The sequence below is a fragment of the Microbacterium sp. BF1 genome (genome assembly GCF_019279095.1).
GTDB lineage: Bacteria > Actinomycetota > Actinomycetes > Actinomycetales > Microbacteriaceae > Microbacterium > Microbacterium maritypicum.
Genome location: NZ_JAGYWT010000561.1, coordinates 1 through 1,536, shown reverse-complemented (window position 1 = coordinate 1,536; position 1,536 = coordinate 1). Strand labels below are relative to the sequence as shown.

Genomic DNA, 1,536 nt, shown 5'->3' with positions numbered 1-1,536 from the left:
GTCACGGGCGACCACCCCTGCACCGCCGCGACGGCGATCACCGCGACCACGCCGAGTGCCGACCCGATGATGCCGCCGATGAACCCGATGACGATGGACTCCACCATGAACTGCGCGCCGATCTGTCGCCGGGTCGCGCCGAGCGCACGCCGCAGCCCGATCTCGCCGATGCGCTCCATCACCGAGAGCAGGGTGACGTTGGCGATGCCGAGACCGCCGGCGAGCAGAGCGATGACGCCCAGGATGAGGAACACGACGTTCACGTCGGCCTGCACGTTCTGGCTGAGGTCGGACGATGCCGCCGGTGACCGCGCCTCGAGCGAGTCGGGGTCGTCGGGCTGGAGGGCCAGCACCGCCTGCTTCGCGACCTGCGGCCCCGCCCCCAGCGCGATGTGGATCGTCAGCTCGGAGGGCGCGGTCAGTCCGAAGTCGGCACGAGCGGACCCTTGAGGGATGATGACCCCGTCCACGAACTCGGAACGGCGATCCATGCCCTCGATGATGCCGATGACGGAATATGAGACACCGGCGATGAAGATCGAGGGCTGCGAATCGACGCGGTTGATCCCCATCCGCTCGGCCGCGCGCTGTCCCAGAACCGCGACGCGGTCGCCACGGGCGTCGTGTCCGTCATCGAAGAAGCGACCGGTCACGAGGTCGCCGTCCACCGTCTCCGGAAGGTCCTGCGTGGTGGCGAAGAGCTTCGGGGATGCCGTGATCGGTGCCGATGGATCGTTCACCGGCACTGCCGTGATCGTCTCGCCGTCCGCGAGCTCGACCGGGGCGATCAGTGCGGCGCTGTCCACACCGGCCAACAGCTTCACGCGCTCGGGAGAGTCCCACGGCAGCCGCCCGGTCGCGACCGTCGTGTTCCCCTTGCCCGATTGCGCCTTGGCCGGGGTGACGACCACCTGCGTCGCAGCGACGCCGTCGAACTGCCTCGCGATCTGCGCGGCGGCGGTCTGCGCGAATCCGAGCGTCGCGACCAGCGAAGCGATACCGAGGACCGTGCCGAGGATGGTCATGACGAGCCGTGCCGGACGCGAGCCGATGTCGGCCGTGGCCTCGGCCACGAGGTCCTGGAACGTGAACCGATCAGCATGCTTCACCGCCGGGAGCAGCGCGGCCGCCGAGTTCTTCGGCTCCACGACCTCATCGCCGGGGTTCTCGGCGCTCGTTTCCTCGACGTTCCTGCGACGCCGCAGCACGCGTTTCACAGTTCCGTCAATCGGCCGTCGGCGATGCGTATGCTGCGGCCGGCACGCCGTGCCACCGCATCGTCGTGGGTGATGACGATGAGCGTGAGCCCATCGGCGTTCAGCTCCTCGAACAGCTCCATCACCTCGCCCGAGGTGCGCTGGTCGAGGTTTCCCGTCGGCTCGTCCGCGAGCAGCAGCTGCGGGCTGCTGTCGCTCATGCGCAGAGCCTACGACCTACGCGACGGGGCATACCGGGCAAAATCGCCGACGACGGACAAGCCCGGCCCGAGTTCTGCCTGCAGATCTGCCACGAGCTGCTGGCCCTCAGCGATCCATG

General features: G+C 68.6%; 1 protein-coding gene and 1 pseudogene. Both read right to left on the bottom strand.

Annotated elements, in window-relative coordinates; all coding sequences use genetic code 11:
- On the bottom strand, positions 1 to 1,208 hold a 1,208-nt coding region (locus tag KZA10_RS14820), incomplete at its 3' end, for an ABC transporter permease (RefSeq protein ID WP_308289688.1).
- Between the two features lie 5 nt (positions 1,209 to 1,213).
- Positions 1,214 to 1,408: pseudogene (locus KZA10_RS14815) on the bottom strand (ABC transporter ATP-binding protein); the annotation flags it as partial.
- Between the last annotated feature and the right edge of the window lie 128 nt (positions 1,409 to 1,536).